General features: G+C 72.7%; 26 protein-coding genes and 1 tRNA gene. 13 read left to right on the plus strand and 14 right to left on the minus strand.

Annotation, left to right across the window (positions count from 1 at the left end; genetic code table 11):
- The first annotated feature begins 13 nt into the window (after positions 1–13).
- Entirely contained in the window at positions 14–799 is a 786-nt protein-coding gene (locus AAD528_RS10155) for an ABC transporter ATP-binding protein (protein WP_345751961.1), read from the plus strand.
- Positions 800–922: 123 nt separating this feature from the next.
- Here the strand turns inward: AAD528_RS10155 and AAD528_RS10160 are convergent, their stop codons facing one another.
- From AAD528_RS10160 to AAD528_RS10190, 7 genes are all read right to left on the minus strand, one after another.
- Positions 923–2,212 (minus strand): allantoate amidohydrolase, encoded by a 1,290-nt coding sequence (locus AAD528_RS10160; RefSeq protein ID WP_345751962.1) that lies wholly within the window; start codon positions 2,210–2,212, stop codon positions 923–925.
- Entirely contained in the window at positions 2,209–3,462 is a 1,254-nt protein-coding gene (pucG, locus tag AAD528_RS10165) for a (S)-ureidoglycine--glyoxylate transaminase (protein WP_345751963.1), read from the minus strand. The genes AAD528_RS10160 and pucG overlap by 4 nt, the downstream gene beginning before the upstream one ends.
- Positions 3,459–5,042 carry an AtzH-like domain-containing protein gene (locus AAD528_RS10170; protein WP_345751964.1) on the minus strand — a complete coding sequence of 528 codons (1,584 nt, stop codon included), beginning with the start codon at positions 5,040–5,042 and terminating at the stop codon, positions 3,459–3,461. The genes pucG and AAD528_RS10170 overlap by 4 nt, the downstream gene beginning before the upstream one ends.
- 5 nt (positions 5,043–5,047) lie before the next feature.
- A complete protein-coding gene (locus AAD528_RS10175; protein ID WP_345752117.1) occupies positions 5,048–6,199 on the minus strand; it encodes an acetamidase/formamidase family protein in 1,152 nt (383 codons plus the stop codon).
- 129 nt (positions 6,200–6,328) lie between these two features.
- Complete coding sequence (gene allB / locus AAD528_RS10180) at positions 6,329–7,657, minus strand: allantoinase AllB (protein WP_345751965.1); 1,329 nt, start codon at positions 7,655–7,657, stop codon at positions 6,329–6,331.
- A 10-nt stretch (positions 7,658–7,667) separates the two neighbouring features.
- Positions 7,668–8,399 carry an aspartate/glutamate racemase family protein gene (locus AAD528_RS10185; RefSeq protein ID WP_345751966.1) on the minus strand — a complete coding sequence of 244 codons (732 nt, stop codon included), beginning with the start codon at positions 8,397–8,399 and terminating at the stop codon, positions 7,668–7,670.
- Between the two features lie 10 nt (positions 8,400–8,409).
- The gene (locus AAD528_RS10190) at positions 8,410–10,128 is read right to left on the minus strand and encodes an NCS1 family nucleobase:cation symporter-1 (protein WP_345751967.1); all 1,719 of its coding nucleotides are present in this window, start codon (positions 10,126–10,128) and stop codon (positions 8,410–8,412) included.
- Between the two features lie 187 nt (positions 10,129–10,315).
- Between AAD528_RS10190 and AAD528_RS10195 the strand changes: the two genes are divergently transcribed.
- The 6 genes from AAD528_RS10195 to AAD528_RS10220 all read left to right on the plus strand — a co-directional run bounded on the left by AAD528_RS10195 (position 10,316) and on the right by AAD528_RS10220 (position 13,519).
- Entirely contained in the window at positions 10,316–10,936 is a 621-nt protein-coding gene (locus AAD528_RS10195; protein ID WP_345751968.1) for a helix-turn-helix domain-containing protein, read from the plus strand.
- Between the two features lie 45 nt (positions 10,937–10,981).
- Positions 10,982–11,485 carry a 2-oxo-4-hydroxy-4-carboxy-5-ureidoimidazoline decarboxylase gene (gene uraD / locus AAD528_RS10200; RefSeq protein WP_345751969.1) on the plus strand — a complete coding sequence of 168 codons (504 nt, stop codon included), beginning with the start codon at positions 10,982–10,984 and terminating at the stop codon, positions 11,483–11,485.
- Positions 11,485–11,805 carry a hydroxyisourate hydrolase gene (gene uraH, locus AAD528_RS10205; RefSeq protein ID WP_345751970.1) on the plus strand — a complete coding sequence of 107 codons (321 nt, stop codon included), beginning with the start codon at positions 11,485–11,487 and terminating at the stop codon, positions 11,803–11,805. Before uraD ends, uraH begins: the two co-directional genes overlap by 1 nt.
- A 3-nt stretch (positions 11,806–11,808) precedes the next feature.
- Positions 11,809–12,726 (plus strand): factor-independent urate hydroxylase, encoded by a 918-nt coding sequence (gene pucL, locus AAD528_RS10210; protein ID WP_345751971.1) that lies wholly within the window; start codon positions 11,809–11,811, stop codon positions 12,724–12,726.
- 83 nt (positions 12,727–12,809) lie between these two features.
- Positions 12,810–13,295, plus strand: a complete 486-nt coding sequence (locus AAD528_RS10215; RefSeq protein WP_345751972.1) for a DUF2975 domain-containing protein — start codon at positions 12,810–12,812, stop codon at positions 13,293–13,295.
- On the plus strand, positions 13,295–13,519 hold the full coding sequence (locus tag AAD528_RS10220) for a helix-turn-helix domain-containing protein (protein WP_345751973.1): 225 nt from the start codon (positions 13,295–13,297) through the stop codon (positions 13,517–13,519). The genes AAD528_RS10215 and AAD528_RS10220 overlap by 1 nt, the downstream gene beginning before the upstream one ends.
- Here AAD528_RS10220 and AAD528_RS10225 read toward each other — a convergent pair.
- Entirely contained in the window at positions 13,509–14,624 is a 1,116-nt protein-coding gene (locus AAD528_RS10225; RefSeq protein WP_345751974.1) for a CHAP domain-containing protein, read from the minus strand. The genes AAD528_RS10220 and AAD528_RS10225 overlap by 11 nt on opposite strands.
- A 155-nt stretch (positions 14,625–14,779) precedes the next feature.
- On the opposite strand from AAD528_RS10225, the gene AAD528_RS10230 reads away from it, so the two are divergent.
- The gene (locus AAD528_RS10230; protein WP_345751975.1) at positions 14,780–16,264 is read left to right on the plus strand and encodes a serine/threonine-protein kinase; all 1,485 of its coding nucleotides are present in this window, start codon (positions 14,780–14,782) and stop codon (positions 16,262–16,264) included.
- A gap of 82 nt (positions 16,265–16,346) precedes the next feature.
- Here the strand turns inward: AAD528_RS10230 and AAD528_RS10235 are convergent, their stop codons facing one another.
- On the minus strand, positions 16,347–16,913 hold the full coding sequence (locus AAD528_RS10235; protein WP_345751976.1) for an NUDIX hydrolase: 567 nt from the start codon (positions 16,911–16,913) through the stop codon (positions 16,347–16,349).
- A 106-nt stretch (positions 16,914–17,019) separates the two neighbouring features.
- Between AAD528_RS10235 and AAD528_RS10240 the strand changes: the two genes are divergently transcribed.
- Positions 17,020–17,418 (plus strand): DUF2255 family protein, encoded by a 399-nt coding sequence (locus AAD528_RS10240; RefSeq protein ID WP_345751977.1) that lies wholly within the window; start codon positions 17,020–17,022, stop codon positions 17,416–17,418.
- Between the two features lie 22 nt (positions 17,419–17,440).
- Here the strand turns inward: AAD528_RS10240 and AAD528_RS10245 are convergent.
- Both AAD528_RS10245 and AAD528_RS10250 read right to left on the minus strand, forming a co-directional pair.
- Positions 17,441–17,516 (minus strand) — tRNA-Thr (locus tag AAD528_RS10245).
- A gap of 49 nt (positions 17,517–17,565) precedes the next feature.
- Positions 17,566–18,471: a DsbA family protein gene (locus AAD528_RS10250; RefSeq protein ID WP_345751978.1), complete on the minus strand. Its 906-nt coding sequence runs from the start codon at positions 18,469–18,471 to the stop codon at positions 17,566–17,568.
- A 255-nt stretch (positions 18,472–18,726) separates the two neighbouring features.
- Between AAD528_RS10250 and AAD528_RS10255 the strand changes: the two genes are divergently transcribed.
- Together AAD528_RS10255 and AAD528_RS10260 are read left to right on the plus strand one after the other, a co-directional pair.
- Positions 18,727–19,827 (plus strand): ABC transporter ATP-binding protein, encoded by a 1,101-nt coding sequence (locus tag AAD528_RS10255; RefSeq protein ID WP_345751979.1) that lies wholly within the window; start codon positions 18,727–18,729, stop codon positions 19,825–19,827.
- A 77-nt stretch (positions 19,828–19,904) separates the two neighbouring features.
- Entirely contained in the window at positions 19,905–21,185 is a 1,281-nt protein-coding gene (locus AAD528_RS10260) for a DUF4032 domain-containing protein (RefSeq protein WP_345751980.1), read from the plus strand.
- 98 nt (positions 21,186–21,283) lie between these two features.
- On the opposite strand, the gene AAD528_RS10265 is transcribed toward AAD528_RS10260, so the two are convergent.
- From AAD528_RS10265 to cysS, 3 genes are all read right to left on the minus strand, one after another.
- Entirely contained in the window at positions 21,284–21,925 is a 642-nt protein-coding gene (locus tag AAD528_RS10265; protein ID WP_345751981.1) for an NAD(P)-dependent oxidoreductase, read from the minus strand.
- 96 nt (positions 21,926–22,021) lie between these two features.
- Positions 22,022–23,023, minus strand: coding sequence for a 23S rRNA (guanosine(2251)-2'-O)-methyltransferase RlmB (rlmB, locus tag AAD528_RS10270; RefSeq protein WP_345751982.1), 1,002 nt, complete (start codon positions 23,021–23,023; stop codon positions 22,022–22,024).
- The gene (gene cysS, locus AAD528_RS10275) at positions 23,016–24,401 is read right to left on the minus strand and encodes a cysteine--tRNA ligase (RefSeq protein WP_345751983.1); all 1,386 of its coding nucleotides are present in this window, start codon (positions 24,399–24,401) and stop codon (positions 23,016–23,018) included. Before cysS ends, rlmB begins: the two co-directional genes overlap by 8 nt.
- Before the next feature lie 198 nt (positions 24,402–24,599).
- Here cysS and AAD528_RS10280 point away from each other — a divergent pair, with 198 nt between their 5' ends.
- Both AAD528_RS10280 and AAD528_RS10285 read left to right on the plus strand, forming a co-directional pair.
- Positions 24,600–25,553 carry a DMT family transporter gene (locus AAD528_RS10280; protein ID WP_345751984.1) on the plus strand — a complete coding sequence of 318 codons (954 nt, stop codon included), beginning with the start codon at positions 24,600–24,602 and terminating at the stop codon, positions 25,551–25,553.
- A gap of 74 nt (positions 25,554–25,627) precedes the next feature.
- Positions 25,628–26,014, plus strand: a complete 387-nt coding sequence (locus tag AAD528_RS10285) for a GNAT family N-acetyltransferase (RefSeq protein WP_345751985.1) — start codon at positions 25,628–25,630, stop codon at positions 26,012–26,014.
- Positions 26,015–26,055 lie beyond the last annotated feature (41 nt).

Raw genomic sequence — 26,055 nt, forward strand, 5'->3', positions numbered from 1 at the left:
GAGAGGAGCGCCCGTGAGCGCTGACATCCTGATCCAGGGACTCGAGAAGCGTTACGAGACGGCGACGGATGACGTGGTCGCGGTCGCCGACGTCGACCTCGACGTGGCGGCGGGCGAGTTCGTCGCCGTGGTCGGCGCCAGCGGCTGCGGCAAGAGCACGCTGCTGCGGATCCTCGCGGGCTTCGAGCAGCCGAGCGCCGGGCGGGTGACCGTACGCGGTTCCGCGGTGACAGCGCCCGGCCCGGATCGCGGCGTCGTCTTCCAGGACTACGGCCTGTTCCCGTGGCTGAGCGTGCGCGAGAACGTCGCGTACGGCCCACGGCGCCGCGGCGCGTCCCGGCGCGATGCCGCCGCGCGAGCTGACCACTATCTCGACACGGTCGGCCTCACCCGCTTTGCGACGCGCTTCCCGGGGGAGCTCTCGGGCGGCATGCAGCAGCGCGTGGCGATCGCCCGCGTCCTGGCGAACGACCCCGCGGTGATGCTGATGGACGAGCCGTTCGGCGCGCTCGACGCGCTCACCCGCTCGGAGCTGCAGACGCAGCTGCGCCGCATCCACCGCGACGAGGGCCGCACGGTGCTGTTCGTCACCCACTCCATCGAGGAGGCGGTGTACCTCGCCGACCGCGTCGTCGTGATGACGGGCGGCGCCTCCCACGGCGTGCCGGGGCACATCCGGGAGATCGTGCCCATCCCACTCGGCGTCGAGCGCGATGTCACCGGCACCGACTTCAACGCGCTGAAGCGCACGATCTCGGCGCTCGTGCACGAGCGGGTGGCGACCGGCGCGGTCGGCTGAGCGGGGCACGTCGCGGCGGCTTCTCAGGAGATGTCAGCTTCCGCGGATCCGGATCCGGCGGTCCGGTCCTGAGATCCCGTCATCCCCTGAGAAACGTCACGCGGCTCAGCGTGCCGGCCCGCGTCACACGAGGGGCTCGGCGCCGAGATGGGCCACCGCCTCGGCGAAGGCGCGGATGCCGCGCGCGACGTCGGGGGCCGAGACCGACTCGGCCGGGTGGTGGCTGATGCCGTCCGGGTTGCGGAGGAACAGCATGCCGACTGGCGCGACCGCGCCGAGCGACATCCCATCGTGGCCCGCCGGGCTGAAGAGCGTCGCCGGATCGGCCTCCCCACCGGCGACGATGCCCGCGCGCACGACGTCCTGCAGCAGCGGGGCGCAGAAGACGGCCGGGGCGCTGTGCACCTCACGCGCGCCCCAGCGCAGACCACGGCGACCCATGATCGCGTCGAGCTCGTGCGAGATCGCGCGCCAGACCCGGTCGCGCTCGCCGTCGAACTCACCGCGCAGGTCGAGGCTGAAGCGGGCTTCGCCCGGCACCACGTTCACGGCCCCGGGGAACGCCTCCAGCTGGCCCACCGTGCCGATGACGTGGTGCTCGGCGCGGCAGATCCGCTCGACGGCGAGCGCGGCCTCGCTCGCGCCGAGCAGCGCATCGCGGCGCAGGTCGTACGGCGTGCCGCCGGCGTGACGTGCCTCGCCCTCGACACGCAGCTGGAACCGGCGCGCACTCGCGATCGACGACACGACCGCGAGCGACTCGCCGCGGCGATCCAGCTCTGGCCCCTGCTCGATATGCGCCTCGAGGTAGCCGACGACCTCGCCCGGTCGCCGCGCCGCCTCTCCGATCCGTCCCGGATCGAGCCCGAACTCGCGGAACGCCTCGCGCAGGCTCGTGCCGTCGACGTCCACGAGGTCCCACCAGGCGTCATCCCAGGTGCCGGCGACCGCGCTGGATCCGAGCAGCGCCTTGCCGAAGCGCGTGCCCTCCTCGTCGCTGAACGCGGCCACCTCGATCCCGAACGGATACGGCGAGCGCGCCCGGCCGTCGGCCGCCCGCACACGCAGCACGCGGACGACCTCGATCGCCATCAGCACGCCCGCGATCCCGTCGAACCGGCCCGCGTCGATCACGGTGTCGAGGTGGGAACCGAGCATCAGGACCGGCGCGTCCGGATCGTCGGCCGGAAGCAGACCCAGCTGGTTGCCCGCCGCGTCCTGCCGCGTGGTCATGCCGACCTCGCGCATCCACTCGGCCGCGAGCCGGTTGACGCGCGCGTGCTCCGGCGAGAGGTACACCCGGGTGATCGCACCGTCGTCGGAGCTGACCCGCGCGAGTTCGTCGCAGCGCGTCATCACACGGCGCGCCGCCGCGGCGAACGTGTCGGGAGAGAGCTCGGGGAGCCTCGTCATCCGGCCGACCCGAGGGCCGCGTCCGCGCCGGCGAACACATCGAGCGCGGCCTCGACCCCGCCGCCCGCCGGGAGGGAGGCGCCGTAGCGGCGCAGCACCGACTCGAGGGCCGCGAGCGTCGTCACGACCGTGTCCTTGCGGGCGTTGTAGCCCATGGTCCCGATGCGCCACACGCGGCCATGCAGCGGCCCGAACGACGTGCCGATCTCGATGCCGAAGTCCTCCAGCAGCGCGCCGCGCGCGGCGTCCCCCGGCACCCCGTCGGGGATCTCGACCGCGACCACGTTGTTCATCTTGTGCGCGACGTCGCCGAAGACGGTCAGCCCCAGCCCCTCGACGCCCGCGAGCATCGCGGCGCCCGCGACGCGATGCCGCTGGATCACCGCGGCCCGTCCCTCGGCCAGCATCACGCGCGCGCACTCCCGCGCCGCGTACAGCATCGAGGTCGCCTCGGTGTGGTGGTTGAGGCGGCGCGGACCCCAGTAGTCCAGGACCATCCCGAGGTCGAAGTAGTTGGAGCGGATGAAGTCGGGCGCGCTCTCGTCGCCCGCCTCGCGGATGCCCGCCTCGATCCGCTTCCGCGACCGGATCACCGCGACCGCGCGATCCGACAGCGTGAGGGGCGCGGATCCGCTCGGCCCGCCGAGGCACTTCTGCAGACCCGCGGTCGCGGCGTCGACGCCCCAGGCGTCCGCGGCGAACTCGTTGCCGCCGAGCGAGGCCGTGGCGTCGGTGTAGAACAGCACGCCGTGCTTCGCGCAGAGCGCGCCGACCTCGTCGAGCGGCTGGTTCATCGTGGTGGACGTGTCGCCCTGCACCAGCGCGAGGAGGTGCGGCTTCACGCGCACGATCGCCTCCTCGATCGCCGAGACCGGGAACACCCGGCCCCATTCGGCCTCGATCGTGTGCACGTCGGCGAGCGCGCGCTCCGCGATCTCGGCGAGCAGGTGCCCGAAGCGCCCGAACACGGGGACGAGCACGCGATCGCCGGGCCGGATGAGCGAGACCATGGCGGCCTCGATGCCGGCGCGCGAGGTGCCGTCTATCAGGAGGGTGGCATCGTTCGAGGTCGCCCAGACCTGTCGGTAGAGCGCCTGCGTCTCGGCCATCGCGGCGGTCATGAACGGGTCGTACTGTCCCACCAGCGGCGCCGACATCGCGCGCAGCACGCTCGGGTACGCCGAGATGGGGCCGGGGCCCATGAGCAGACGGGCGGGCGGGTCGAGCGGGGCGAGCGGCGGGATGGTCATGCGTTCTCCAGGATGGTGGCGAGCTCGCGAGCGAGGCGCACGAGCGCGATGTCGGTGCCCGCGCGGGAGGCGAGGCACACGCCGACCGGCGCGGCGCCGAGCCGGGCCGGGACCGTGAGCAGCGGCACCGTCACCGCGGGGATGCCCGCGACGGCGACGGGCGTGGTCATGCGCAGCGTGGCGGTGCGGACGGAGTCGACGCGGGATCCGTCGGACGTGCGCATCGGCGCCGGGCCGGGGACCGTGGGCAGGATCAGCACCGCGTCGCGCACGAGCGCCTCGACCCGCTCCTTGAGCGGGACGAGCGCGGCGCGGGCGGCGGCCTCCGCGCCGGCGGTGATCAGTGCCGCCGCACGGAACCGCTCGGCGACCGCGGCGCCGGTCGCGCCGGGGTGCTCGCGGATCCAGTCGCCGTTGTTGCGCCACGCCTCGGCGCCCTGCACGATGCGGAACGGCTCGTGGAAGCCCGCGAGGTCGCCGATCGAGACCCGCTCGACCGCGAGGCCGAGCCGGTCGAGCAGCGCGTCGAACGCGGCGCGCGTGTCCGGTTCGGCAGCCTCGAGCACCTCGTACGGCACCACGAGACGCCCCGGCAGGCCGGCGTCGCTCTCGCCGAACACGTTCTCGGTCGATTCGGATCCGTCGTAGCTGAGGCACCAGTCGACGACGCGCTGCAGGGTCGCGCCGTCGCGCGTCAGCCACCCGACGGTGTCGAACGACTGCGCGAGGGGCAGCAGACCCTGCCGCGGCACGAGGCCGTGCGTGGTGCGCAGGCCCCAGAGCCCCTGGTACGAGGCGGGCACGCGGATGGATCCGGCGGTGTCGGTGGCGAGGCCGACGTCGGCCTGTCCGGTCGCGACGGCCGAGGCGGGGCCGCTCGAGGATCCCCCGGGCAGCGCGCCGGGTACGGCGCCGTTCGGCGGGGTGCCGTAGTGGGCGTTGTCTCCCGCGATCGAGTAGGCGAACTCGTCGGTCCGGGCGATGCCACGCAGCGACGCGCCGCCGCGCAGCAGATCGGAGACGGCCGGAGCCGTGCTCGTCTCCGGGCGCACCGACGCGAGGTACGCCGGGTTGCCCGCGCCGATCCGGTACCCCTTGATCGCGAAGAGATCCTTGACCGCGACGGTGAGTCCCGCGAGCGGCCCGTTCCAGGCCCCCTGGAACAGCGGGTCGCCGACCGTGCGCCACACGGCGCGGTCGAACGCCCTGGGGCGGGGCGAGACGTGCGCCGCGGTGATCCGCCAGGCGTCGCCGGTCTTCGTCCACACCTGGGTCTGCAGGCCCCGCCCGCCCGCGAGGAAGCGGGAGGTCGACACGATCAGCGCGACGTCCGCGGCGAGCGCGCGGTGCTCGATCCGCTCGATCACCCGCGCGCTCACGCCGCCGCGCAGCGCCCGGAAGTCGCGGATGGCATCGTGCCCGACGAGCAGCCCGGCGTCGTCGCCGCGCATCGTCTCGGGGCCGGGGGCGAACCACGCGTCGAGCGCGTCGAGGTCGTCCTCCACGACCGCCCGCTCGTACGCGAGGAACGCGTCGAGCAGGTGGGCGGGGACGGTCTCGGATCCCGGGATCGTGTCCATGGCGATCAGTCTTCCTTCCCGGCGTCGCGGAGGGGCTCGGCCGGGTTCGACTCGGCCGCGCGCGCGACGACCGGGGGCGGGAGGTCGGCGGTGCGGATCCGGGCGTGGACGCCCGCCGTCACGTCCACGACCTGCGAGATGTCGAAGTCGGTCGCGGCGGACAGGTACGCGTAGGCGAGGTGCTCGTCCATCCCCCAGCGGGCCTGCAGGAGTCGCAGCGCGGCGCGGACGGCCTTGCGCATCGCCTCGTTCAGGTCGGGATCGAGCCCGGTGGGAACGAGGTGCTCGGGCGTGCGCACGAGCGGACCGGCGACCTCGCCGAACTCCGCGAGCGCCTCGTCGCGCGGCACGACGTCGAAGCGCAGCGTGGCGCGCAGCGACGCCTCGAGCGCCGTGAGCGCGACCTCGCCGTCGCCCTGCGCGAAGTGCGGATCGCCGACGTACGCGAGCGCGCCGTCGACCTGCACGGGCAGGTACAGCGTGGTGCCCTCGACGAGCAGCCGGATGTCGATGTTGCCGCCGTACTCCGCGGGCGGCACGGAGTGCGGGCGCTCGTCCGATGCGGGCGCGACGCCCATCGTGCCGAGGAACGGCGCGAGCGGGAACGCGACGTCGCGCGGCCCGCCCTCCACCGCCGGCAGCGTGCCGACCAGCCGTGCGCCGCGCTGCTCGACCGGCGCGAACACGCTCACGGTCGATCCGGATCGCGGCAGCTCGCCGGGCAGCGCGCCCCTGCCGTGCCGGTTGGAGATCACGCCGTACGGCACCCGCGGCTGCAGCTTCTCGACCGTGATCGCGAGCAGGTCCCCCGGCCGGGCATCCTCGATCCGGATCGGTCCGGTCACGATGTGAGGTCCGTCCGTCTCCGGATCGCGCGGCGCGTGCGCAGCGATCTCGATCGCGTCGCGCAGCACGGCGCTCTCGGGCACGCCGTGCCCGGCGAAGAACGCGGCGGGGTCCTGCCCCTGGTCGGGAAGGGTGCCTTCGTGGCTCACGGTGTCGATCAGGACCGAGTCGCCGGATCGGATCGTCAGGACGGGCACATCCGCGCGGCTGGGCAGGCGCCCCCACAGGATCGTGCCGGGCCCCGCGGGCAGGTACGTCGCGCCTTCGGGCACGCCCTCGCCCGGCTGCAGGATCGGCACGTCCGCGAACACCGGCGGCTCGGCCCCGACCCCGTACCGGTTCACGCGGACGTCATGTCCCACTTGGGGCCCCTTTCCGCCGATCCGTGTCCCACTTCGCGCCCTTTCGACGCGCCGATTCGGGCCCCGACTGGGACACGCTCATCCTGCGCCTCCCGCCATGACGTCGCGCCCGGCGCGCGCGAGGACGCCCTCGCCGCGGCGGTAGACGGCCGCGCCATGCACCCAGGTCTCCACGACCGCGCCGGTGAGGACCGCGCCATGCCAGGGCGACAGCTTGTTGCGGTATTCGAGCTCGCCGGCGTCGACCGTGAACTCCAGGTCCGGATCGAACACCGCGAGGTGCGCGGGCGCGCCCGGCGCGATCCGTCCCCGATCCGTGAGCCGCACCAGGTCGGCCGGCCCGGTCGTGAACAGCGGCAGGATGCGCTCGAGCGCGATGCCGCGGCGGCGGGCCTCGGTCCACACGGCCGACAGTCCGGTCTGCACGCCGGCGATCCCGCCCCACGCCTCGCCGAGGTCGGGCTTCTGCTTCAGGTCGGCGGTCGCGGGCGAGTGATCGCTGACGATCGCGGCGATCGTGCCGTCGAGCACGCCGTCCCACAGCCGATCCTGATTCGCGCCGTCGCGGATCGGCGGGCAGCACTTGAACGTGCCGGCCCCGTCGGGAACGTCCTCGGCCCGCAGGGTGAGGTAGTGCGGGCAGGTCTCCACGGTGATCCGCACGCCCTCCGCCTGCGCGGCGCGCACGTCGTCGAGCGCGTCGGCGGCCGCGACGTGCACGATGTGCACCCGGCCGCCGGTGCGGCGCGCGGCGGCGATCACGATGCGGATCGCGTCGACCTCCGCGACGGGCGGGCGGGTCGCCACGAAGTCGCGGAACACGGGCCCGTGCGCGTCGCCGAGGTGCTCCGCGATCTCGGCGTGCGCGATCAGCAGCCCGTCGCGCGGCGCGAGCTCGCCGAGCGCGGCCTCGACCTGCGTCGCGTCGAGGTGCCCGAACTCGTCGATGCCGCTGGGGGCCATGAAGCACTTCACGCCGACGACGCCGGCGTCGAGCAGGACGCCGAGCGATCCGAGGTTCTCGGGGACCGCGCCGCCCCAGTACGCGACGTCGACCGCGAGCCGCCCCGCGGCGGCGGCGCGCTTGACGGCGAGCGCGTCCGGCGTGGTCGTGACCGGCACGCTGTTGAGCGGCATCTCGACGACCGTGGTGATGCCGCCCGCCGCGGCGGCGGCGGTGCCGGTCTCGAAGCCCTCCCACGCGGTGCGCCCCGGCTCGTTCAGGTGCACGTGCGAGTCGACGAGGCCCGGAAGCAGCACGAGCGCGTCGTCCAGCACGAGGTCGGCGGACTCGTCGAACGGAGCGATCGCCGCGATCCGGCCGTCGCCGATCCGGATCGTGGCGGGCGCGAACGCACCGTCGAGGTACGTGCGGCGCGCGGCGATCGAGGTCGGCGGGGGGTTCACTCCGCTCACGCTACCGACGCCATGTGTCGCGCAGGTCACGCGCGGCCGGTGCGGCGTACTCGTCGCGCTTGCTGACGCCCACGCCCATGCGCGCCATGGCCGTGACCAGCCCCACGGCGGCGGCGACGCCGTCGACGACCGGCACACCCACGCGCTCCTCGAGGCGGTGGCACAGGTCGGCCATGCCCGCGCAGCCGAGCACGATCGCATCGGCCCCGTCCTCCCCCACGGCCCGCTCGCACCACGCCAGGATCTCCGCGAACGCGGCGGATCCGGCGTCCTCGAGATCCAGCACCGGGATCCCGGATCCGTACGCCGCCACGCACGCGCGCTCGTATTCGTACCGCGCGAGCAGGTCGCGGGCCCGGCCGAGGGTGCGCGACAGCGTGGTGACGATCCCGAACGAGCGTCCGGCGAGCGCCGCCACATGCATCGCCGCCTCGGCGATCCCGATCACCGGCACGTCCACGAGCTCCCGGGCGGCGTCCAGGCCGGGATCGCCGAAGCACGCGATCACGTAGCCGTCGCTGCCGCCCGCGGCGAGGTCGGCGCGAATCGCCTCGATCACCGCCACCGCCGCGTAGGCCTCGTCCACATGGCTCTCGACCGCTTCGGGCCCGCGTCCCGGATCGGGGCAGACCGCGGCCAACTCCACATCCGGACCCGCCACCTCCCGGGCGGCGCGGCCGATCTTGTCGGTCATCGCCCGGGAGGTGTTCGGGTTGATCAGCGTGATGCGCATGCGGTCGCGATCACTCCTTGGGTCCGGCCGCGACCGGCGCCTCATCCGCGACCGGCGCCTCGGCCGGGTCGGCCGCCGCGAGCGCGGCCTCCGCGTCGACGATCGCGACCGCGGCGGTCGCCGTGTCGGGGTAGCCCTCGAGCACGTCGTCCGCGCGACCGTCGGACACGCCGCGGGTCACTCCCTCGAGCGTGGGCACCCGCGGGTGGAGCCGCTCGAACAGCACCAGGAAGGCGAACCCGAGACCGCAGCCGACGAACCAGCTGAAGTCGCTGATGGATCCCCAGCCCGCGTCGATCGCGCCCGCGAACACGAGCGACTTCGGCACGATCGCCAGCGCGATGGTCGGCACTCCGGCCGCCGCGACCGCCCACATCGCGTTGGGGTTGTACCCGCTTCGATACCAGTAGCTGCCCTTCTCATCCATCGTGTACATGTCGTCGACGAGGATCCGCTGCCGCGCGATCACGTAGTAGCCGGCGATCAGGATGCCGAACAGCGGGCCGATCAGCGCGGCGAGGATGCCGAGCGAGTAGTGGATCGCCTGGTCGTTGCCGTACCAGTTCCACGGCGTCAGGATCACGGACCCGACGGCCGCGATCATGCCGCCCATGCGCCAGCTGATGCGATGGGGTGCGACGTTCGAGAAGTCGAACGCAGGCGAGATGAAGTTCGCCACGATGTTGATGCCGACCGTCGCCGTCACGAATGTGAGGCCGCCCAGCAGGATCGCGAACCAGTGGTCGATCCGCTCGACCGTGTGGATCGGATCGGTGATGAGCTCGCCGAACACCGGCACGGTCGCAGACGCCGTGATGACGGTCAGGATCGAGAAGAAGAGGAAGTTGACCGGCAGGCCCCAGAAGTTGCCCTTCTTGACCGCGGCGAACGACTTGCCGTACCGCGCGAAGTCGCCGAAGTTCAGCATCGGGCCCGAGAAGTACGACACCACGATCGCGATGGCGGTGAGCATGACCGGGATCGACGCCCAGAAGTCGAGCGGCTCGCCGCTCGAGAGGTCGAGGCTGATGTTCTCCCAGCCGGCCTGCGACACGAGGTACACCGCGAGCACGATCATCACGACGTACACGGCCGGGCCGGCCCAGTCGATGAAGCGCCGGATGGATTCCATCCCCCGCCAGAACACGGCGGCCTGCGCGACCCACAGGATCGCATACGAGATCCAGCCGAGCGCGTTCAGCCCGAGGAAGCTCGGCTCCAGCAGCGCGGCCGAGCCCGGGATGAACTTGAGGAAGATGATGTTCAGCGCCTCGGCCGCCAGGAACGTCTGGACGCCGTACCAGGCGATCGCGATGACCCCGCGGATGATCGCGGGCAGGTTTGCACCCCGGATGCCGAACAGGAAACGGTTGACCACCGGGTACGGGACGCCGGTGCGCTGGCTCGGCTTCGCGATCAGGTTCGCGAAGACCTGCACGATCAGGATGCCGACGAGCAGGGCGATGAGGACCTGCCAGCTTGCGATGCCGAGCGCGAACAGCGAGCCGGCGGTCACGTACCCGCCGACGGAGTGCACGTCGCTCATCCAGAACGCGAAGATGTTGTACGACGTCCACTTCTGCTTGCGGAGCGGAGCGAGATCCTCGTTCGCGAGGCGCGGGTCGTAGCCGGGGCGGACGTTGCCGGAGCCGGCGGGCATGCCCGCGGCTTCGACGACATCCTGAGGTCGGGTGAGGGGAGCCGCGGAGGCGGCTGTGGTTTCAGTCACGGTGGAGCCTTTCCGGATCGAGAGGGATCGGTCGGGGGTGGAAGCTCCGGAGCGGGGTGCTCTCTCCGGACGACGAGAACGAGTGTGAAGTTATCGCTTCACACTCGCCGAACCCGTGTCGCCGGTGTTACGCCCGCGTAAATCGTTCCGGGAGGCGGGGCCGCGGGTCGCGGTCTAGCATGACGGCGTGACCGCGCCCGAGGTTCCGCTCCTGCCCGACGACGCGCCCGACGACGCGCGCTCCCACGTCGGCCGCCGACTGCGCGATGTGCGCTCGCGTGCCGGAGTGTCGGTGTCAGAGCTGGCTCGGCGCCTGGGCATCTCGACCAGCGCGATGTCGCAGATCGAGCGCGGCGTGATGCAGCCGAGCGTCTCGCGCCTGATCGCGATCACCGACGCCCTCGGCATCCCGCTGGCCACCGTGTTCGGCCCCGGACGCGCCGACGCGCCGGAGGACGGCGCGCACGGCTATGCGATCGCGCGCGCCGCGGACGCCGCGCCTCTGCCGCTCGGCGGCGGCGTCACCTTCCGGCGCCTCGCTCCCGGCGACAGCCCCGGCATCGACTACTTCGAGTCGGTCTACCCGCCCGGCAGCACCGCCACCGGCAAGGACCGCCTGTTCCGCCACGAGGGCTACGAGGTCGGCGAGGTCGTCTCGGGCGAGCTCACGATCGACTTCACCGACGAGATCGTCGTGCTGCGTCCCGGCGACACGATCAGCTACCCCTGCGACGTGCCCCACCGCCTGCACAACACCGGATCCGAGCCCGCCGTCGCCCGCTGGCTCATCGTCCATCCGGATCGCTGATCCCACGAAACGATCGCGAAACATCCCGCGCGCTAGCCTGGCGCCGTGCTGACCACCGAGTTCGATCGCCTGCCCGCCGAGGAGGCCGCCGCGGTGGTCCGCGTCTGGGCCGACGTGCCGGGCTGGATCGACCGGATCGTCGCCGGGCGCCCGTACGGATCCGTCGTCCCCCTCGAGGCGCGCGCCGCCGAGCTCGCCGAGGACTGGACCGAGGCAGACCTCGACGCCGCGCTCGCGCACCACCCGCGCATCGGCGAGCGCGCTGCGGGATCCGGCGCCGACGCGGCTCACTCGCGGCGCGAGCAGGCCTCGATGGCGGATGCCGCCGGGGACACGACCGCGCGGATCGCCGCCGGCAACGCCGAGTACGAGCGGCGCTTCGGGCGCGTGTTCCTGATCCGCGCGGCGGGGCGCTCGCCCGAGGAGATGCTCCGCGAGCTCGAGCGGCGCCTGCAGCACAGCCCCGAGGTCGAATGGCGCGAGGCGGCGGCCCAGCTGGCCGAGATCGCGATCCTGCGCCTGCACGGAACCTTCGTCGAGGAGGCCTGATGCCCCACCTGACCACCCATGTGCTCGATGCCGCGACGGGCACGCCGGCCCCGGGGGTCGGCCTGCTGCTGGCCACCGCGACCGGCGACCTGATCGCGGTCGGCACGACCGACGCCGACGGCCGCGCCGGGGTCGGGCCCGACCTGCTCGAGCCCGGCGACTACACGCTCCGGTTCGAGACCGGCGCGTACTTCGCCGCCGCGGGCGTGGACGCGTTCTACCCGTTCGTGTCCGTGACGTTCACCGCGAGCGACGAGCGCCACCTCCACGTGCCGATCCTGCTCAGTCCGTTCGCCTACTCGACCTACCGAGGGAGCTGATCCGTGTCCGATGTGTCCGTCCACCTGGGCGCCAACAAGTACGGCAAGGCCGAGAATCGCCTGGTGCGGATCACGCGCGACACCGCGCGGCACGAGATCGAGGACCTGAACATCACGTCGCAGCTGCGCGGCGAGGCGCTCGCGGGGTCGTTTCTCACCGGCGACAACTCGCGGATCGTCGCGACCGACACCCAGAAGAACACGGTCTTCGCGCTGGCGAAGAAGCACGGCGTCGGGTCCCCCGAGCGCTTCCTGACGATCCTGTCCGAGCACTTCACGGGCGAGTTCGACTGGATCGAGGGCGGCCTGTGGCAGGCCGAGCAGTACGAGTGGGAGCGGATCGTCGTGGACGGCGCCGGCCACGACCACGCCTTCGTGCGCAAGGGCCAGGGCACGCGCCTCGCGACCGTGCAGGTGTCGGACGGCGCGACCCACGTCACGGGCGGCGTGAAGGATCTCGTGGTGCTCAAGTCGACCGGATCCGAGTTCCGCGGCTATCCGAAGACCGAGTACACGACGCTGCCGGAGACGAGCGACCGGATCATGGCGACGTCCGTCACGGCGCGCTGGCGCTACCTTCCGGAGGCGGTCGAGTCGGGCGTCGACTACGACGTCGTGTACGCCGACGTCACGCGGGTCCTGCTCGAGCGGTTCGCGGTCGTGCACTCGCTCGCGCTGCAGCAGTCGCTGTTCGAGATGGGTCGCGCGGCGATCGAGACGCGACCCGAGCTCGCGGAGATCCGCTTCGCGATGCCGAACAGGCATCACTTCGCCTACGACCTCGCGCGCTTCGGGCTCGAGAACGAGAACGAGGTGTTCATCGCAGACGACCGCCCGTACGGGCTGATCGAGGGCACGGTCGTGCGCGACGGCGCCTCCGACGCGCCCGACGCGTGGCGCGACGTCCCGTCCTTCGTCTGACGAGCCCTGCGACCCATCGAAAGCATTGTGTTATCTATCGCATTACGATAGATTCTCCTCGTTCTTCGAGTGAGGAGGCCCACATGGGCAGATACGTCGTCCTGGCGTTGCAGATCGTGATCGCGCTGTCGCTCGCCGGTTCCCTGTTCGTGCAGGCCGTGATCCTGCCGCTGGTGTGGATGGACCTCGAGAGCGAGGCCCTCTGGGGCAGGATCGCCCTCATCACGATCGCGGCGCTGTGGATCCTCGGCCTGCAGGTGTGCGCCGTGTGCATCTGGCGGCTGCTGGCGATGGCGAGGCGCGGATCCGTGTTCTCCACCGCCGCGTTCCGATGGGTCGACGTCATCATCGGCGCGATCTCCTTCGACGCGGTCGTGACGTTCGCGCTCGCCGTGATGCTCGCGCCGGGAGAGACCGCCCCGGGCATCGTCGGGCTCGTGTGCGGAGCCGCCCTCGTGACCGCGGGGGTCGCGCTCCTCGTCGTCGTGATGCGGCGGCTGCTGCAGCAGGCGACCGATCGCGAGACCGAGGCCCGCACGCTGCGCACCGAGCTCGACGGGGTCGTGTGATGGCGATCGTGGTCGACGTCGACGTCATGCTCGCGCGCCGCAAGATGGCCGTCGGCACGCTGGCCGAGCGCGTCGGCATCACGCCCGCGAACCTCGCGGTGCTGAAGAACGGCCGCGCCAAGGCCGTGCGATTCACCACCCTCGACGCCATCTGCCGCGTGCTGGAGTGCCAGCCCGGGGACGTGCTGCGGTGGGAGCCGGACGAGCCGGAGGCTACCGCGTGACGACGGCGGTCGCGGTGCTGGTGCGCACGAGCGTCCGCAACCCGGGCGCCGTGCCCGTCACGCGTGCCGTGATGACCTTCGCGACATCCGCGGTCGCGAGCCGGTACGTGCGGCCCGTGGCGCCGGGGATCGGCCGGCCGTTGCGCAGCCACTGATAGGTCACCTTGACGCCCATCGGCGCCCATGTCCCGGCGTTGAGCGCCAGCATCGACCCGGCGCGCAGCGTCCCGGCGACCGCCGGAACCGGGCCGGCGATGACCGGCACCGGCACGGCGACCGCGGCGCTCGTGCGGACCACCGCGGCCGAGCCGCTCCTCGAGCCGGTGACGCGCACCGTCAGCTTCGCGCCGGCATCCGCCATCGTGACCCGGTACGACGCCGCCGTGGCGCCGGCGATCGCGTAGCCGTCGCGCATCCACTGGTAGGCCAGCGCGACCCCGGCCGGCCCCCACGCGCCCGGCGCGGCCTTCACGGTCGCGTCGACGGCGACGGTGCCCGAGATCGTCGGCACGGATCCGGTGATCGCGGGAGCCGGCACGGCGGCGGGAGCGGGCTTCCCGAGCCGGATGAAGCCCGACACCTCGGCGATCCGGTACACGCGCCAGTCGAAATCGGCGCTGTAGTTGTCCTCGGACACCGTGAACGTGCCGGCCTTCGCGTCCACCGACTCGACGTACGCGACGTGCCCGAGCCCGCTGCCGCCGATCGCGCTGCGATCCCACCACGCGACGTCGCCGACGCGGGGCGTGCCCCGCTCGACCCTCAGCCCGGCGCGCTTCGCCTCGGAGCCCCACGAGTAGGCGTTGCCGTAGCCGGGCCGCACGAAGCGCGCGATGCCGGCGCGCTGCATCCGGTAGGCGACGTAGTTCGTGCAGTTGTGCCCGGAGATCATGTTCCAGAACGACTGCCGGTAGACCCTGTCGTACCCGGCGCTGCCGCGCCCCTGCGCGGCGCACGCCGCGAACCCGTTGCAGAGCTTGGGCCCCCAGGTGATGGCCTCCGCCGGCGGGACGAACACGAGCGAGGCGACGAGCAGCGCGAACGTCGCGAGCAGCGCGGCCAGCGGCCGGGCATGCCGGACGCGGACCTGACCATCGACGACCATCCGCCACTCCCTTTCGCGGCGCAGGGCGCCCACGGAACCCTACCCGGCGCGGACGCCGCGCGCGTGCACGGGGTCCCGTCCAGCGCGACGCCGGAGTCCGCGGCGGATTGTCAACCCGGGTGGCCGGTCCGGGCGCGGTCCGTACGGTGGAAGGCATGACCGGAAGCGAACCCGAATCGCAGACGGGCGCCCTGCTGGACGGCCGATACCGACTGCTCGAGCGCGTCGGCATGGGTGGGATGTCGCGCGTGCATCGCGCGGAGGACACCGCGCTGGGGCGCACCGTGGCCATCAAGCTCGTCGCCGACATGGAGGGCGAGGCCGCGGATCGGGCCCGCGGCGAGGTCGCGGTGCTCGCGTCCCTCAGCCACCCCTCGCTCGTGACGCTGTTCGATGCGCACATCGGCGACGGACAGGACTACCTCGTGATGGAGTACGTCGACGGCCCCACGCTGTCGCGGCTCCTGCAGGACGGACCCCTGCCGCCGGCGGAGGCCGCCGCGCTCGGGACCGAGCTCGCCGAGGGACTGCACGCCGTGCACCGCGCGGGCGTCGTGCACCGGGACCTGAAGCCGTCGAACGTGCTGCTGGCGTCGACGGACGCGCCGGGCCGCCGCTTCCACGCGAAGCTCGCGGACTTCGGCATCGCCTACCTGCTCGACGGCGAGCGGATGACCTCCCCCGGCCTCGTGATGGGCACCGCCGCGTACCTGGCGCCCGAGCAGGCCCGCGGCGAGCTGCCCGCGCCTCCGGCGGACATCTACGCGCTCGGGCTCGTGCTGCTCGAGGCGCTCACCGGAGCCCCGGCGTTTCCGCGTGCGACCCCGATGGAGAGCGCGGTCGCCCGGCAGACCACGCGTCCGGCGATCCCGGGGTCCGTGCCGCCGGGATGGGCCTCGCTCCTCGGGCGGATGACCGACCCGGATCCCGCCGCGCGCCCGTCCGCCGCAGAGGTCGCGCACGAGGCGGCCGCGCTCGCCGGGCGGCACTCGGACGAGCGGGACGCCGCCGCGACCGTGCCGCTCGCGGCCGCCGCGGGCGCAGGCGCGGCCGCCGGGGCGGCAGGTGCGGCAGCGGCGGGTGCCTTCGCCGCGTCGCCGACGGCGGCGACCACGGCCATCCCGCAGGACGACCCGGCCGCCACCGCGGCCTACTCCCGCGAAGCGGCCACGGCCACCCCCGCGCCGCGCGCCGGAACCCGCCGCCGTCGCCGGACGCCGGTCCTCCTCGCGGCCGCCGCGGCCGTCGCGGCGGCCGTGGGCGTCGGCGCCTGGATGCTGGGGAACACCGGATCGACCGAGCCCGATCGCGATGCCCCCGCCGTCCAGACGACCGACCGTCCGCAGACGACCGCGCCGCCCTCCGGGGAGCCCGCGAACGTGCCCGCCCCGCCTCCCCCGCCCGCTTCCGACGACGACGCCCAGACGAAGGCGGAGAAGGAGCGGCAGAAGGCCGACGAGGAGGCTCGCAGGGAGGCGGAGAAGGCTGCCGAACAGGCGCAGAAGGACGCCGAGGAGGCCGCCGAGCAACAGCGCGAGGCCGAAGAGGACGCGGCCGAGGAAGCGGAGGAGGAGCCCGCACCCACCCCGTCGGCCCCCGAGACACCGGCGCCGACCGCCACGGAGGAGCCGGCGCCCTAGCTCCCCGCGGCGGGCCGATCTCCTCGTTCGCCTCCGAATCCCGCATCGCGACCGCCGGGCCGCGCCCACGGCCCCAGAGGCGCTACGCCCCCAACGGCGGCAGGACCCCCGAGGCCGCGCCGACGGCGCGCGCGACGATGAGCGCGGGATCGACGATCTCGCCGCGCGCGATCAGTCCGTCGAGCTCGGTGAGTGCGACCCGCACGAGGCGGACCTGCTCGGACGGATCCGACAGATCCGCCTGCCCGACGCGCACGCCGGCTGTCGCGATCATCAGGTGCACCGGCCAGGCCGTGCGGCCCGGATTGATGAAGAACGTGTGGAGCGGGCGGAGGTCGTCCGCGATGATCCCGAGCTCCTCTTCGAGCTCTCGGCGTGCGGCCTCGACGGGCTCCTCGCTCTCGTGACCGGCGCCGCCCGGGAGATCGTAGATCCAGCGTCGCAGCGGATAGCGGTACTGCCGGGCCAGCAGCACATGGTCGCCGTCGACCACGAGCGTCGCCACCGCGAAGGGGATGCTCTCGTCGACCTCGTACGACGTCTGCGTTCCGTCCGGCAGTCGCACGGCGTGATCCACGAGCGTGAGCCGACCCCGGTACACGACCGACTCGGACAGCGTCGCCCAGCCGGGCTCGTCGGTCGCATCCATGACACGACCCTATGCAGGCCGGCGTCGGGTCCGACGAATCCGCTCATCCCGCCCACCGCGGCGCGGCGGGGTCCTAGCCTGTGAGGTGAGCGGCAGAGGAGGCATCATGACGAGCGAGTGGATGGCCGAAGAGCTGGACCGGATCGGGCAGGCCGAGGAGCTGCAGATCGCGTCGCGCCGGCGGGACGGGACGCTCCGCCCCTACGTGACGATCTGGTCGGCCCGCTCGGGTGACGACCTCTACGTCCGATCCGCCTACGGGCCCGACAACGGCTGGCACCGACGCGCCCTCGCGTCGGGCACCGGACGCATCCGCGCGGGCGGCGTCGAGCGCGACGTGCGGTTCGAGCCCGTGGATGCGGACGATCCCGAGCAGGACGGCGTCGACGGCGCCTACCGCGCCAAGTACGACCGCTTCGGTCCGCGCCTGATCGACACGGTGGTCAGCGCGAGCGCCCGCGCGAGCACGCTGCTGATCCTTCCCCGCCCCGAGAGCGCCGGCTGAATCGTCCGATCCTGGACGCCTGTGGTGCCGGCTGCGGGGTTCGAACCCACGACCCCCTGTTTACAAGACAGGTGCTCTACCAACTGAGCTAAGCCGGCGATGCCGCGAGCGCGGCGACCGAGTCGAGCATACCGAGCGAGCCCGGGGTCACTCGCCCTCGGTGTCGTCCTCAGGGGTCGCGGTCTTGAGGTACGCCTGGCTGTCCACGGCCAGCAGGAAGGCCGCGAACTCGTCGGGCTTGTCGAGCGAGCCGACGTAGGGCTCGCCGTTCACCAGGACCATCGGAGCGCCCGTCAGCGAGACGTCCTCCGTGCCGGGCAGCGGCTCGTTCAGCGCGCGCTCGGTCGCCTCGCGGGCCCACGCGAAGTAGTCCTCGTCCTCGATGCACGCGCGGACGCCCTTGGTGTCATCCGCCCCGGTCGCGATCGCGCGGTCGGCGAGCTCCGAATCGGCGTAGCCGTCGCTGTCGACGGGCGGCTGGTTCGTCAGCAGCTCGTGGTTGAAGGCGGCGAACGCCTCCGGAGCGTGCTCGTACACGCACGCCGCGGCGCCGGCGGCGCGCTGGGAGTACTTCGTGCCGTTCGACTTCGACGTCAGCAGCGCGACCGGGTGGTAGACGACCTCGACGGCGCCCTGGTCGACCCACTCGGTCAGCTGCGTCGCGTTGACGCGCTGGAACTCGCCCGCCGCCTCCGAGAGGTAGTCGACGTAGATGTGGATCTGGATCGGATCCGCCGCGGCCGTCTCCTCGGGCGCGGGGCTCTCCTCGGGCGCGGGGGTCTCCGCCGTCTCCGCCTGCATCGTCTCGTCGACGACGACGCCGTCGTCCTCCAGGTTCGCGGGGTTGAGCGTCGGCTCCGACATGGCGGGCACGATGACGCTCGTCACGGCGTAGGCGATCCCCGCCAGCGCGGCGAGGCCGACCAGCACGATCGCCGAACGGCGCAGCACCCTGTTGCGCGACTGACGCGCCTTGACCTGCTGGGCCTTCTCGCGCACCGCCTCGCGACGGCCGCGCGCGTCGGGCGTCTGGCCCGTCTCGTCGCTCGACATGCAACCTCTTGGAACGTGGATCACTCGGCCGCAGACTGCGGCCACAACGTCCTCGATGCTAGTCAGGGGGGCTGGGAGAAACCCAGACAGGACGGGGATACCCGCTGTGCATCGCGCCGACACGCCCGGGGGGCCGGGGCGGCCCGCGCTCGTGCCATACTGATCCCGACCCAAAGGCGGGTCGGCGGCGGTTCATCCCGTCGTTCCATTCACTACGGATCGTCCGGCACGTACCTGCCGGTGAAGGAGAAGAAGATGGCATCCGTCACCTTTGACAGCGCCACCCGCGTCTACCCGGGCGGCACGCGTCCCGCGGTCGACAACCTCGACCTCGAGGTCGGCGACGGCGAGTTCCTCGTCCTGGTCGGCCCCTCGGGCTGCGGGAAGTCCACCTCGCTGCGCATGCTCGCGGGCCTCGAAGAGGTCAACGACGGTCGCATCCTGATCGGCGACCGCGACGTCACGGACGTCCCGCCGAAGGACCGCGACATCGCGATGGTGTTCCAGAACTACGCGCTGTACCCGCACATGACCGTCGCCGAGAACATGGGCTTCGCGCTCAAGATCGCCGGCGTCAGCAAGGACGAGCGCGCCAAGCGCGTGCAGGAGGCGGCCAAGCTGCTCGATCTCGAGCCCTACCTGAGCCGCAAGCCGAAGGCCCTCTCGGGCGGTCAGCGTCAGCGCGTCGCCATGGGCCGCGCGATCGTCCGCGAGCCGCAGGTGTTCCTCATGGACGAGCCGCTGTCGAACCTCGACGCCAAGCTCCGCGTCCAGACCCGCACGCAGATCGCGTCGCTGCAGCGCCGCCTCGGCGTCACGACCGTCTACGTCACGCACGACCAGACCGAGGCCCTCACCATGGGCGACCGGATCGCCGTGCTGAAGGACGGCGTCCTGCAGCAGGTCGGCACGCCGCGCGACCTGTACGAGAAGCCGAACAACGTGTTCGTGGCCGGCTTCATCGGCTCGCCCGCGATGAACCTGTTCGCGGCCGACATCGCCGAGGGCGGCATCCGCTTCGGCACGAAGGTCGTGCCGGTCGAGGCCTCCGCGCTGGCCAAGGTCACGGGCAAGCAGGCCACGATCGGCGTGCGTCCCGAGGACATCGAGGTCGGCCCGGCCGGCGGCGAGGGCCTCAGCGTCGTCGTCGACCTCGTCGAGGAGCTCGGCGCCGACGGCTACCTGTACGGCCACTCGGACATCGAGGGCGTCCGCACCGACATCGTCGCCCGCGTCGACGGCCGCAACCACCCCAACGCCGGTGAGACCGTCACGCTCGCCGCGGTGCCGCACCACGTGCACGTGTTCGACATCGAGTCGGGCGAGCGCGTGACGGGCGCCGTCACCCAGTCCTGACGCATCACCGCAGCGGCGCGGGCGGATCCTCGGGATCGGCCCGCGCCGCTCTGCTTTTCCGGAAAGGCTTCCTGAGAGTGCCCGATTCCCTCCGCATCACCGCCGCCGAGTCGGATCCGCAGCTGCTCACGCTGCCGTGGTCCACGCGGCTCGAGGACTGGCCCGCGCGCCACATCGTGAAGCTGCCCAAGGGCATCTCGCGACACATCGTGCGCTTCAGCGAGCTGTCGGGAAGCGTCGTCGCGGTCAAGGAGACGACGGCCGAGATGGCCCAGCGCGAGTACGACATGCTCGGCGCGCTGGCCAAGCTCGACGTGCCGTGTGTGCGCCGCGTCGCCGTGATCGCGGGGCGCCGCACGCCCGAGGGCGTGCCGCTGCCGGCCGCCCTCGTCACCGCGCACCTGAAGTTCTCGATGCCGTACCGCGCGCTGTTCACGCACGCACTGCGCCCCGACACCGCCACGCGCCTCGTGGACGCCCTCGCGCTGCTGCTCGTGCGTCTGCACAACGTCGGCTTCTACTGGGGCGACGTGTCCCTGTCGAACACGCTGTTCCGCCGCGACGCCGGCGCGTTCGCGGCCTATCTCGTCGACGCCGAGACCGGCGAGCTGCACGAGGACGGCCTGAGCGACGGCCAGCGCGACCACGACCTGGACCTCGCGCGCACGAACATCGCCGGGGAGATCCTGGATCTCGCCGCGAGCGGCCGCGTGGAGGACGTGGATCCGGTCGCCGTCGCCGACGGGATCGTGTCGGCGTACCGCGCGCTGTGGGGCGCGATCCACGACCAGCAGACGTTCTCCTCCAACGAGGCATGGCGGATCACCGAGCGCGTCCGGCACCTGAACGAGCTCGGCTTCGACATCGACGAGATGTCGATCGAGGCCGAGGCGGCCGGCACGCGCGTGTCGATCCAGCCGAAGGTGGTCGACGCGGGGCACCACACGCGCCGGCTCATCCGGCTCACCGGGCTCGACGTCGAGGAGAACCAGGCCCGCCGCCTGCTGAACGACCTCGACGAGTTCCGCGTGCGCTCGGGACGCCCCGAGGAGGAAGAGGAGCTCGCCGCGCACGAGTGGCTCACGCAGGCGTTCGAGCCCGTGGTGCGCGCGATCCCCTACGAGCTGCGCAGCAAGCTCGAGCCCGCCGAGGTGTACCACCAGGCGCTCGAGCACCGCTGGTTCCTGCAGGAGCAGCGCGACGCATCCGTCCCGCTCGCCGAGGTGTTGACGAGCTACATCCGCGACGTCCTGCGCCACCGCCGCGACGAGGCGACCATCATGGGTCCGCTCACGGAGACGATCACGGCGCCCACCGGCACGCGGTCACCCGAGGGCGACTGGCGCGACCTGGTCTGATCCCCTTCCGCCGATAACACGTGCTCTCAGCGGCGACACGCCTTCTGAGCGCTCAGATGGCATGCCCTCGCTGAGAGCACGTGTTCTCGATGCAGGCGTCAGTAGCCGACGGTGAAGCGGCGGCGGCGGTGCTTGGGCGTCTCGACCTCGTCCACGATCGCGATCGCGAAGTCGGCGCCGGAGATGAAGGACTCGCCGTCCTCGCCCACGACGAGGATGTCGCCGCCGGTGCGGTACTCCCCCGTGCGCTCGCCCGGCGCGAAGCCGCCGAAGCCGGCGGCCGGGTGCACGAAGAACCAGTCGATGTGCTCGGGCGTCTCGGCGAGGTCGTCGAGCACGCCGATCATCTCGAACGCCTCGGGCTTGAACTCCTCCGGGAACTGACCGGCGTCGATCAGCCGCGGGCCGCCCTCCGCGACGAGGCTGCCGCCCGCGCCGCCGATCACGCCCAGGCGCACGCCGTCGGGCAGCTCGGCCACGAGCTCGCCGAGGGCCGGACGGACGCTGCCGGCCATGTCCTCGCGCGGCGCGACGGCCACCACGATGGTGTCGACGCCCTGCAGCTCGGCGAGCAGGCCCGGGGCGTCGAGGATCGAGCCCTCGAGGTACGTCACGCCCGGCACCCGGTCGGCGGGCACCTTCCGCGCGACCGATACGACGGTGTGACCGCGGTCCGCGGCCTCCTTCACGATGTGGCCGCCGGCGTAGCCGGTGCCACCGATGACGGCGATGCGAGCCATGGTCGTCCCTTCCTCGGGTGATCTGTCCGCGAATCGCGGGTCCTCGTTGTCAACGCCGGCACGCGATCCGTCAATTCCCGGATGCGGGCCTCCGAGTCACTCCCGAGTCTGTGCCCCAGCGTCGCCGACCGAGCGCAGGGTGGCGATCTGGTAGAGCGCGACGGATGCGGCGATGCCCGCATTGAGCGACTCGGTCGCCGAGGAGATCGGGATCGAGACGATCTGATCGCACGTCTCGGTCACCAGGCGCGACAGGCCCTTGCCCTCGCTGCCGACGACGACCACGACGGGCCGGTCGGCGAGCGCGAGCGCCGGCAGCGACACGTCGCCGCCGCCGTCGAGGCCGAGCACGAACACGCCCTGCTTCTTGAAGTCCTTCAGCATCGCGGTCAGGTTCGTGGCCATCGCGACGGGGATGCGCGCGGCCGCGCCGGCGCTGGTCTTCCACGCGCCCGAGTTCATGCCCGCCGAGCGGCGCTGCGGCACGATCACGGCCTGACCGCCGAACGCGGCCGTCGAGCGCACGATCGCGCCGAGGTTGCGCGAGTCGGTGACGCCGTCCAGCGCCACGAGCAGCGGGATCTCGCCGCGGCCGATGACCTCCTCGAGCAGGTCCTGCGGGTGCGCGTACTCGTACGGGGGCACCTTGAGCGCGACGCCCTGGTGCACGCCGTCGAAGCCGGCCATGCGGTCCAGCTCCGGGCGCGTGACCTCGAGCATCGGGATCTCGCGGTTCTTGGCGATCGCGAGCATCTCCTTCACGCGGTCGTCCATCTCCACGCGCTGGGCGATGTAGAACGCCGTCGCGGGGATCTTCGCGCGCAGCGCCTCGAGCACCGAGTTGCGGCCCGTGACGAACTCGATGTCCGTGTCGCCCTTCGCGCGCGGCGCGCGCGTGGTCGGCTTCTGACCGGTGCCGCGCTTGGCGGCCAGTCGCTCCGCGGCCTGCTTGCGCTTGTGGGCCACGTGGTAGACGCGGTCCTCGGCCCTGGGCGTGGGACCCTTGCCCTCGAGAGCCTTGCGGCCGAGGCCGCCCGTGCCCTTCGCGGGGCCCTTCTTCTTGCCTCGGCCGGCGCCGGGACGTCCCGAATTAGCCATTGATGCTCCAGACTGTTCCGTCGGTGTTGTCTTCGAGGGCGACCCCTGCGGCCGCGAACAGGTCGCGGATGCGGTCGGCTGTCGCCCAGTCCTTGGATGCGCGCGCCTCGGCGCGCTGCGCGATGAGCTCCTCGATCAGGGTCGACAGCGCGGCCTGCGGGCCGGACGCCCCGCCCTGCGCCTCGCCGACCTCGTCGAGCCCGAGCACGCGCACCATCGCGGCGACGCCGTCATAGGCGGCACGCAGCGCATCACGATCCCCGGTGTCCAGCGCGGTGTTGCCCGCGCGCACGGTGTCGTGGATGACGGCGAGCGCCTGCGGCACGCCGAGGTCGTCGTCCATCGCCGCGGCGAACGCGTCCGGCACCTCGGCGGCGCCGGGCTCCCCGAGCTGGCGCTGCGCCCGGGCGAGGAAGCCCGTGATGCGGCCGAGCGCGGCGGCGGCTTCGTCGAGCGCGCCCTCGGACACGTCGAGGCTCGAGCGGTAGTGCGCCGCGGCGAGCGCGTAGCGGACGACCGGCGCGGGCCGGGCCGCCAGCAGGTCCGCCGCGAGCGTGAAGTTTCCGAGCGACTTGGACATCTTCTGCCCGTCGACCGTCACGAGGCCGTTGTGCACCCAGAACCGGGCGAACGGGTCCCCCGCGGCCGTCGACTGCGCGAGCTCGTTCTCGTGGTGCGGGAAGCGCAGGTCCAGGCCGCCGCCGTGGATGTCGAACTCGGCGCCGAGGTAGCGGCGCGACATGGCGGAGCACTCGATGTGCCAACCGGGACGGCCGGCGCCCCACGGCGACTCCCACGTCGCATCGGACGGCTCCCCGGGCTTGGCGCCCTTCCACAGCGCGAAGTCCCGCGGATCGCGCTTGCCGCGCGGGTCGGCGTCGGCGGCCGGCTCCATGGCGTCGAGCGACTGGCGGGTGAGGGCGCCGTACTCGGGCCACGAGCGCACGTCGAAGTACACGTCGCCGGCGGCGGCGTACGCGTGCCCGCGCTCGATCAGGCGCTCGATGATCTCCTGCATCTGCGGGACGGATGCCGTCGCGCGCGGCTCGTAGGTCGGCGGCAGGATGCCGACCGCGGCATATGCCTCGGAGAACTCCTGCTCGATCCGGTACGCGAGCGCCCACCAGGGCTCGTCGGCCGTGGCCTTCTCGAGCACCTTGTCGTCGATGTCGGTGACGTTGCGCACGAGCGTGACCCGGCCGAACCGGTACGCGAGCCAGCGGCGCAGCAGGTCGAACGCGAGCGCGCCGCGGAGGTGCCCGATGTGGGGGCCCGACTGCACGGTGGGACCGCACACGTACATCGACACGTTCCCGGGCACGAGCGGCACGAAGTCGCGCAGGGCCTGCGCGCGGGAGTCGTAGATGCGGACGGTCACGCCTCAAGACTACGGGGAGCAGGATCGGAAACCCCTGGTGTGACGAGTGGATCGCGCCGCCCGCGCGCACGACGCAGGACCCGGGACCGTGGATCCTGGTCATCCGCGACATCCGGCACCATCCGTCACCTTGCGTCCTGCGCTGTGCACGCAGATGTGCGGGCGAAGCGGCCGCCGCGGATGCGGTAGGAATGCCTGGTGCCCTCCGTGATCGCCGTGCTCGCCGCCGCCCTGCTGTTCGGGACCACGGGCACCTCGCAGGCGCTCGGCCCGGGCGACACCACGCCGTTCGCGGTCGGTGTGATGCGCCTGCTGATCGGCGGCACGGCCCTCGCGCTCGTCACGGGGCTCGCGGCATGGCTGCGGCGGCGCCGGGCGCCGTCCGAGATCCGGCCGCGCCTGGCCGCCGGGCCGCTCGCGCTGATGGCGATCACGGCGGTGTGCCTGTTCGTCTACCAGCCGCTGTTCTTCCTCGGCACGTCCGCGAACGGCGTCGCCGTGAGCACCGTGATCGCCCTCGGCTCCGCCCCCGTCCTGGCCGGGCTGCTGGAATGGGCGCTGACCCGGAAGACGCCCGGGGCGCTGTGGGGCGCCGCGACCGCGCTGTCGACCGCGGGCGTGGCCCTGCTCGGCTTCGGCGGCCGCGAGGGCGGATCCGCGGATGCCTCGGGCCTCCTGGCCTCGCTCGGCGCGGGAGCCTCGTTCGCCATCCTCGCCGTCGCCCAGCGCCGCCTGCTCGACGCCGGCTGGCATCCGCTCACCGTCGTCGGCGCGATGGGCGGCGGCTCGGCCGCCATCTCGCTCGTCGCCCTGCCCTTCGCGGACGTGAGCTGGATGTCGGATCCGCGCGGCGCGCTGATGATCCTGTGGCTGGGGCTGGCGACGACCACGGTCGCATATGCGCTGTTCACGTGGGGCCTCGGGGGGCTGAACGCCGCGACCGCGGCGACCCTCACGCTCGGCGAGCCGCTGACCGCGAGCGTCCTCGGCATCGTCGTCCTGGGCGAGCGCCTCGCGCCGCTCGCCGCCGCCGGCCTCGTCGTTCTGGGCGCGGGGCTCGCGCTGCTTGCCTGGGGGTCGCGCACGGCGCGCGAGCCCGCGATCGATCCGGGGACCGAGGCGCATCCGAAGCCGTTCGCCGTCGAGGGATGACGTGGCCATCGAGATCCGGATCGACGACCTCTCGGGCACCGCGACGCGCGCTCGTCGCAATGCACCACGCCAGGATGCATGCGCAGACGCCCGCCGAGAGCATGCACGCCCTCGACCTCGACGGGCTTCGCGGACGAGAGTTCACGGTGTGGAGCGCCTGGATCGACGGCGAGCTCACCGGGATCGCCGCACTCAAGCGCCTGGACGGCGAGCGCGGCGAGCTGAAGTCGTTCCGCACGGCCGACGCGTTCCTCGGCCGCGGGGTCGCCCGCGCGCTGCTGCGGCACATCCTCGCCGTGGCACGCGAACGCGGCCTCACCTCGCTGTGGCTCGAGACCGGCAGCGACGCCGGCTTCGCCGCGGCGCGAGCGCTGTACGCGAGCGAGGGGTTCGCGGAGTGCGGACCGTTCGACGGCTACGCCGCCGATCCCCTGTCGACGTTCATGTCGCGCGCGCTCTGACCGCCCGGACACGCTTGCGCCCGCCGAGTCTCCCCGGCGGG

The sequence above is a fragment of the Microbacterium rhizophilum genome (genome assembly GCF_039605615.1).
Taxonomy (GTDB): Bacteria; Actinomycetota; Actinomycetes; order Actinomycetales; family Microbacteriaceae; genus Microbacterium; species Microbacterium rhizophilus.

Excerpts from the sequence above, each read along its gene's own strand:
- AAD528_RS10160 (WP_345751962.1), bottom strand. The coding sequence starts at position 2,212 with ATGACGAGGCTCCCCGAGCTCTCTCCCGACACGTTCGCCGCGGCGGCG.
- pucG (WP_345751963.1), bottom strand. The coding sequence starts at position 3,462 with ATGACCATCCCGCCGCTCGCCCCGCTCGACCCGCCCGCCCGTCTGCTC.
- AAD528_RS10170 (WP_345751964.1), bottom strand. The coding sequence starts at position 5,042 with ATGGACACGATCCCGGGATCCGAGACCGTCCCCGCCCACCTGCTCGAC.
- AAD528_RS10185 (WP_345751966.1), bottom strand. The coding sequence starts at position 8,399 with ATGCGCATCACGCTGATCAACCCGAACACCTCCCGGGCGATGACCGAC.
- uraH (WP_345751970.1), top strand. The coding sequence starts at position 11,485 with ATGCCCCACCTGACCACCCATGTGCTCGATGCCGCGACGGGCACGCCG.
- AAD528_RS10215 (WP_345751972.1), top strand. The coding sequence starts at position 12,810 with ATGGGCAGATACGTCGTCCTGGCGTTGCAGATCGTGATCGCGCTGTCG.
- AAD528_RS10220 (WP_345751973.1), top strand. The coding sequence starts at position 13,295 with ATGGCGATCGTGGTCGACGTCGACGTCATGCTCGCGCGCCGCAAGATG.
- AAD528_RS10225 (WP_345751974.1), bottom strand. The coding sequence starts at position 14,624 with ATGGTCGTCGATGGTCAGGTCCGCGTCCGGCATGCCCGGCCGCTGGCC.
- AAD528_RS10230 (WP_345751975.1), top strand. The coding sequence starts at position 14,780 with ATGACCGGAAGCGAACCCGAATCGCAGACGGGCGCCCTGCTGGACGGC.
- AAD528_RS10235 (WP_345751976.1), bottom strand. The coding sequence starts at position 16,913 with ATGGATGCGACCGACGAGCCCGGCTGGGCGACGCTGTCCGAGTCGGTC.
- AAD528_RS10240 (WP_345751977.1), top strand. The coding sequence starts at position 17,020 with ATGACGAGCGAGTGGATGGCCGAAGAGCTGGACCGGATCGGGCAGGCC.
- AAD528_RS10250 (WP_345751978.1), bottom strand. The coding sequence starts at position 18,471 with ATGTCGAGCGACGAGACGGGCCAGACGCCCGACGCGCGCGGCCGTCGC.
- AAD528_RS10255 (WP_345751979.1), top strand. The coding sequence starts at position 18,727 with ATGGCATCCGTCACCTTTGACAGCGCCACCCGCGTCTACCCGGGCGGC.
- AAD528_RS10265 (WP_345751981.1), bottom strand. The coding sequence starts at position 21,925 with ATGGCTCGCATCGCCGTCATCGGTGGCACCGGCTACGCCGGCGGCCAC.
- rlmB (WP_345751982.1), bottom strand. The coding sequence starts at position 23,023 with ATGGCTAATTCGGGACGTCCCGGCGCCGGCCGAGGCAAGAAGAAGGGC.
- AAD528_RS10285 (WP_345751985.1), top strand. The coding sequence starts at position 25,628 with ATGCATGCGCAGACGCCCGCCGAGAGCATGCACGCCCTCGACCTCGAC.